This is a genomic window from Flavobacterium sp., from assembly GCF_028712645.1.
Taxonomy (GTDB): Bacteria; Bacteroidota; Bacteroidia; order Flavobacteriales; family Flavobacteriaceae; genus Flavobacterium.
Genome location: NZ_JAQTPQ010000207.1, coordinates 1 through 6,405, shown reverse-complemented (window position 1 = coordinate 6,405; position 6,405 = coordinate 1). Strand labels below are relative to the sequence as shown.

At 34.1% G+C, this 6,405-nt stretch carries 4 protein-coding genes; 2 read left to right on the top strand and 2 right to left on the bottom strand.

Features of this window, described 5'->3' with window-relative positions; all coding sequences use genetic code 11:
- Nucleotides 1–201: 201 nt before the first annotated feature.
- Entirely contained in the window at nt 202–2,946 is a 2,745-nt protein-coding gene (locus tag PHC28_RS14155) for a T9SS-dependent M36 family metallopeptidase (protein ID WP_300101940.1), read from the bottom strand.
- A 195-nt stretch (nt 2,947–3,141) separates the two neighbouring features.
- Between PHC28_RS14155 and rlmB the strand changes: the two genes are divergently transcribed.
- Nucleotides 3,142–3,876 (top strand): 23S rRNA (guanosine(2251)-2'-O)-methyltransferase RlmB, encoded by a 735-nt coding sequence (gene rlmB / locus PHC28_RS14150; protein ID WP_300101935.1) that lies wholly within the window; start codon nt 3,142–3,144, stop codon nt 3,874–3,876.
- Between the two features lie 36 nt (nt 3,877–3,912).
- On the opposite strand, the gene PHC28_RS14145 is transcribed toward rlmB, so the two are convergent.
- A complete protein-coding gene (locus PHC28_RS14145; protein ID WP_300101929.1) occupies nt 3,913–4,683 on the bottom strand; it encodes a rhomboid family intramembrane serine protease in 771 nt (256 codons plus the stop codon).
- Between the two features lie 233 nt (nt 4,684–4,916).
- Here PHC28_RS14145 and PHC28_RS14140 point away from each other — a divergent pair, with 233 nt between their 5' ends.
- Complete coding sequence (locus PHC28_RS14140; protein ID WP_300101924.1) at nt 4,917–6,194, top strand: replication-associated recombination protein A; 1,278 nt, start codon at nt 4,917–4,919, stop codon at nt 6,192–6,194.
- Nucleotides 6,195–6,405 lie beyond the last annotated feature (211 nt).

The following is a 6,405-nucleotide window of genomic DNA, read 5'->3' as shown; positions in this document are numbered from 1 at the left end:
CAACGCTTTTTTTTGAATTTGTCATAAATAAAAAAGTTTATTGAAACGAATTTCAATAAACTTTTGGAAACATCATATTTTATAATGCTTTACAGCATTTTCACCAACTATTTTTGACTATTAAACCGTAAAAAATAAAAGTCCTCAAAGAATAGCTTCGAGGACTTATTATAAAAATAGTGCTATTAGATAGAAAATAAATTATTTAATAAAGATTTTTTCACTAAAATTTATTGTTTCATTACTCAATTTAACAACATACATTCCTTTTTGTAAATGATTTAAGTTGATTGATTTATCTCCTGATGTAACTGAGCTAAAGTCAGTTTCAGTTGATTTATAAACAATTCTTCCGTTTATATCTACAACCTGAATGTTTAACTTACCAATAAAATCATTGGTGTGAATATAAATTTGCCCTTTGGGCGAAGGATTTGGGTAAATGCTAATTTTATCATTATTATTAAATTGAGTTACTGCTAATGTACAATTAGCTCCTGCTGCAGGTTCGATAAAGTCTTCTACTTGATCATTAATTGCAGCAATATTTGTTTTATCTCCAGCATTATCCCCCGAAGAAGCATTAACACCCAAGCCTCTACGAGCAAAAACCTTCCAAATCATACAATAATCCTGCCCGCCTGTTGCTGCCTGATCTGCTGCAATTATAGCATCTCTTGCCTCAATATAGGAAGGATTACAAGGCTGCATTTTCATTGCATTAATAACCAATTGCATTACTTTATTATTACCACCAGTTCCTGTATAAATATTAGAACTAAAACCATATTTACCGATGTATGCCCAAGTTAAATCCCATAATGTCGCCGCCCAAACTTCACCCGTATCATGAGGTTCTACTATTTCAAGACCAAAAGTAACTGAATTTGAATTTGTATCCATTACCGTTTTACCATTAGTATCGGCAAAGGTCAAGGGATTAATAGCCATATTGGTCGAGTAGGGATAATTCCTAATTCCGCCTCCAGTTGTTACTTCATTTATTGCATAAGTTGCAATCCCTTTTGCAGTTCCCCCCACATCTCCATCTTTAATTTGCATCATCAGCGCAACCCAGTCTGACCAACCTTCTCCCATTTGTTCTGGAGAAGTCAAACAACTTGAATTAAGACGTCCACCCGTCAACCTATTAGAAATTCCGTGTGCATATTCATGAGCAATTATTCCATTATCAAAATCTCCATCAGCATACAAATATAAATTGGCTGGCACTTCTAATTTTACATTAACAGGACCATTTGACATTTCAGCAATAAATACATCTCCGATTTCTTTAGTTACAAAAACAGCAGGAATGGTTATTCCCAAAATCCCAGTGGAACTCATAGAAAGTCTAGATGGATTGTTAGGAATGCTATCCATCATAATAACCGCAATTGCTCCAGCATCCTGAGCATTTTTTACTTTTAAATTAAAATTACATCCTCCCCTTTTTATTAATGCAATTTTTCCTATCAAGGCAGACGCATTAATTGGGGACTGACAAGCCGAATTATAACCCGGAGGTGTTGGATTATTTTGATACAAAACCAAATTAGAAGTGATTCCATTAGGAGCAACTGGAACAGGAATTTGATCGGTACCTTCAAAAACATTCGTTGTTGCAACTCTAGGACCTGCAATTGACCCTGGTGAATTCACATTAATATATTCAGTAGGGGGAGCACCATAAGTCCATAAGTACATTTGTACCCTTGGGCTAGTACCATCATTTGGTGTAGCAAAATTAGCATTATTTAATGTTGCTGAAGATTGAGAATAACCATCTTGTGAGTCCGCTAAAACGTAATCTTCACTTGTACTGCCTCCTCTGCCATAATTATTTTTTTGGAAATTCCCAGAAGCTTCATTAAATCCATACTGATACCAAACATCATGCATAATATTAGCCATATAAAATAAATTGGTTGATGCTGCAGAGGTATAAGCAGTAGGTTGTAATGTCTGTCCACCATAGGGAAAATCAAAATTTAAAAGCGTTCCTCCATCAGGACTAATACCAGTTCCGTCATCGCCATTTGCATCTTCCTGAACAAAAACATTATTTCCTCTGGTAAAGGTATATTTAAGTGTTGCAATGTTTCCAGTCTTTGTATTTGCATTATGCCATCCATTAGGAGATGCAAGCACATCGCTTGGAGAAGATATTAACTGAAAGGGACTGTGATTGGGGCTTTCATAATTATAAGGAATAACCCTGTAAGAACCTGTATTAGCTAATACTGATGTTATAGCCGTTTTTTTAATTTTATTTTCTATGAAATTAAAAGGGTAATTAGAAGGATAAATATCCTTTTTTGCTTTCCCAAAATTACAACTTATAACCAAATCATTTTTCTCCAAAATCAATCCATTAAGCGCATCTATTCTTAAATCCCAAAGATGTTTCCCATCAGGTGAATAAAACTGAAAAGCCCAAGCTAATTTCAATTTGCTATCAGCTACAGATTGATAAACTAATTTAGCACTAATAAAACCTTCCTGAATTCCATCACTCAATTTGAATGATTTGTCATTTATGGTTTCAACTATTGAAAATGTAGCTGGAACTTTTATTCCTAAATGAGAATAAGCACTTGCAATAGCATCTAGAACAGATATAGTAGGAGCAATAGCATTAATTTTCTTATCAATATTCTTTTTAAACTTATTACCAATAGCAATGACATTTCCGTCTTTCATAGAAATGTTTGATTGAGCATTAAAAATCTCAATTCCCTGATATCGTTGAACAATATAATAATTTGTGATTTTGGTTCCTTCAGAAGTGACTTCACTCTCAACGACCCAGTCAGAAACATCCTTGCTTGTCAATCCAAACTTTAACATATCATTATTCAGGCGTGACTGAATTTTTTGCTTATTTGTTTGAGAAAATCCAATATAAGAAAGGAGGAGGATAAATAAAAGTACAATTTTTTTCATATTATTTAATTTTATATACAAACATAACCCATTTTTCGTTAATAATTAAACTGTTTATAAACATTTTTCAATCAATAAGTACTGTTAACAATAAAAAAATAAGTGCCCAGTTTTTAAATAAAAACTCACTATTCACAAATACAGTTTTTTACTTTTGCTAGCAATAAACTTGAAACAAAAAACTATCTTTGCAAAATGGAAAAAGAACATCTAATATTCGGAATACGAGCCATTATTGAGGCCATACAAGCAGGAAAAGAAGTCGATAAAGTCTTCATTCAAAAGGAAATTTCTGGCGAATTGATGAAAGATTTAATGAAGGTAATGAAACGTGCCAACGTGAATTTCTCTTACGTTCCTGTAGAAAAACTGAACAGATTAACACCTAACAATCATCAAGGTGCTGTGGCCTCAATTTCGCCAATTGGTTTTATTGACTTGGAACATTTAGTAGATGCGACTGTTGAATCTGGGAAAGTGCCTTTGTTTTTGATTTTAGATCAAATATCGGATGCAAGAAATTTTGGCGCTATCATCAGAACTGCCGAATGTACTGGCGTCAACGGAATTATTGTTCAAAAATCAGGTTCAGCGCCAGTAAATGGTGACACAGTGAAAACTTCGGCTGGAGCCGTATTTAATGTGCCTATTTGTAAAGTAGAACACATTAAAGATGCTATTTTCTATCTGCAGGGTTCTGGAATAAAAACCGTTGCTGCGACAGAAAAAACAGATCAAAATATTTACAATGTTGATTTAAAAGAAGGAGTTGCCATTATTATGGGTTCCGAAGATAGAGGAATCAATCCTTCAGTCCTTAAAATCGTTGATGAAAAAGCTAAACTACCAATGTTCGGAACAATAGGTTCACTTAATGTTTCTGTAGCTTGTGGTGCTTTTTTATATGAGGCTGTAAGGCAAAGAAATTAAATTTGAAATTATTGAATTTGAAAATTTGAAAATGAATTAAGGCTTCGGTTTTGGTTCATTTTTTTCATTTTCAATAATTGTGTATTTTACTGAGGACTCAGAAGAAAAATAAGAAGGAAATTCATCTTCAGATTCCTCTTTTAGAATATTTACAAAGTTCCCATTTTCATCAAAACGTTGCATAAACTTGTCTTCTTGTGGATTGAAATCAGGATGTTCCCAATCGTATTTAATTATCTTTTTATATTCTGGTGTTTTATAAATAATCGAAAGAACAAATCCTGTAATCAATCCGGCCAAATGTCCTTCCCAAGAAATATTCTCATCTACCTTCGGAAAAATATACCAAACCAAACCTCCATAAACCATAATGACAGTAAGAGATAAAGCAACCAATCGATAATACTTGGTTTGAATTCCCTTGAAAAAAATAAAACTGACCAATACATAAATTAAACTACTGGCTCCTATGTGATAATTACTTCTCCCAATTATCCACGTTATCAGCCCTGAAAGCAAAATTCCATAACCAATGACCGCCATTGATTGTTTGGAATAAAAATAGCGCAATGCAGCCAACAAAATCAGTAGCGGAATTGAATTATTGTATAAATGCTCAATATTAGAATGAATAAAAGGACTAAAAACAATGCCTTGCAAACCTGAAAATGTCCTAGGATAAATTCCGTTTTCGTCAAAATCAAAACCAAATCGAATTTCCAGCCAATACATAAACCACAAAAACCAGACGAAAAATAGTGGAAGCGCTAATACTGAATTCGAGTATTTAAAATGGTTATCGTTCATTTAAAATTTTAGAGTTTAGATTTCTGACCCGAGCGATTAGCGAACTGGCGAAGCATTTTAGATTACTCAAAAATGTATCCAAAGGCAATTTAGTGCTATTTTGTCATATTTAGAAAATAGATGATAGAAAATAGACTGAATAAGTTTGTTAGATTATCTTAAAGTTTCTAATTGTAATATCATAAATTTGAATATTTAAATCTTCAATCAGAAATCTAAAATTTAAAATCATCTTGGAAGCACCATTAGCAGAACGCATAAGACCTCAACATTTAGAAGATTATATCAGTCAATCCCATTTGGTTGGCCCTAGCGGTTCGTTGACACAACAAATTGCGAAAGGAATTATTCCATCATTGATATTTTGGGGACCACCGGGAACAGGAAAGACAACTTTGGCACAGATTATTGCACAAGAATCGAAACACCCTTTTTATATTTTGAGCGCGATTAATTCGGGAGTGAAGGATATTCGTGATGTGATTGAAAAGGCGAAACAAAGTGGGGGACTTTTCACCACAAAAAACCCAATTCTTTTTATAGACGAGATTCACCGTTTCAGCAAATCGCAACAAGACTCCTTATTGGCTGCTGTCGAAAAAGGTTGGATAACTCTTATTGGTGCCACGACCGAAAATCCAAGTTTCGAAGTTATTCCCGCTTTATTGTCAAGATGTCAAGTCTATATTTTGAATGCTTTTACCAAAGATGATTTGGAGAGCTTGTTACACCGTGCCTTGAAAACCGATGCTTTTTTGGCAACCAAAAACATTAAACTAACCGAAACAGAAGCACTCTTAAGACTTTCCGGTGGCGATGGACGCAAACTATTAAATATTTTTGAACTCGTCGTAAACGCTTCCGCTGAAGACGAAATTTTAATTACTAATGATCGGGTTTTTGAACTCGTGCAACAAAATACGGTTTTGTATGACAAAAGTGGCGAGCAACATTATGACATTGTTTCGGCATTTATAAAATCGATTCGGGGTAGTGATCCTAATGGTGCCGTTTATTGGTTAGCTAGAATGATTGAAGGTGGCGAAGATGTAAAATTTATCGCCCGAAGAATGCTTATTTTGTCTAGTGAAGATATTGGAAATGCTAATCCTACTGCTTTTATTATGGCCAACAATACTTTTCAGGCTGTATCTACTATTGGGTATCCCGAAAGCCGAATTATTTTGAGTCAATGTGCTATTTATTTGGCGACTTCGCCCAAAAGTAATGCCTCCTATTTGGCTATTGGAACCGCACAACAATTGGTCAAACAAACCGGAGATTTACCCGTTCCTATTCACCTTCGCAATGCTCCTACCAAATTAATGAAAGAATTGGGTTATGGTGATGAGTATAAATATTCGCACGATTATGCCAATAACTTTGCCGAGCAGGAATTTCTTCCTGATGCTATAAAAGAAACGGTTCTTTATAATCCAGGGAACAATTCGAGAGAGAATAGCAACCGTGAATTTTTGCAGCACCGTTGGAAAGATAAGTATGGATATTAAAGAGGTTAGAGATTAGAAGTTAGGGCTGAAAACATTTGTCATTCTTAATGAATATTGTGATTCTATTTTTACCAAAATTCTAAATTTGGTAATGTGGTCAAAAATAGTTGGTGATTTTTTATTTTAGATTAGTTAAATTACCTCCGTCAAATTGAAGAGGACATTGGCTCTGCTGAGGAGCAACCAACTAGCAATAGATTTGATACATATA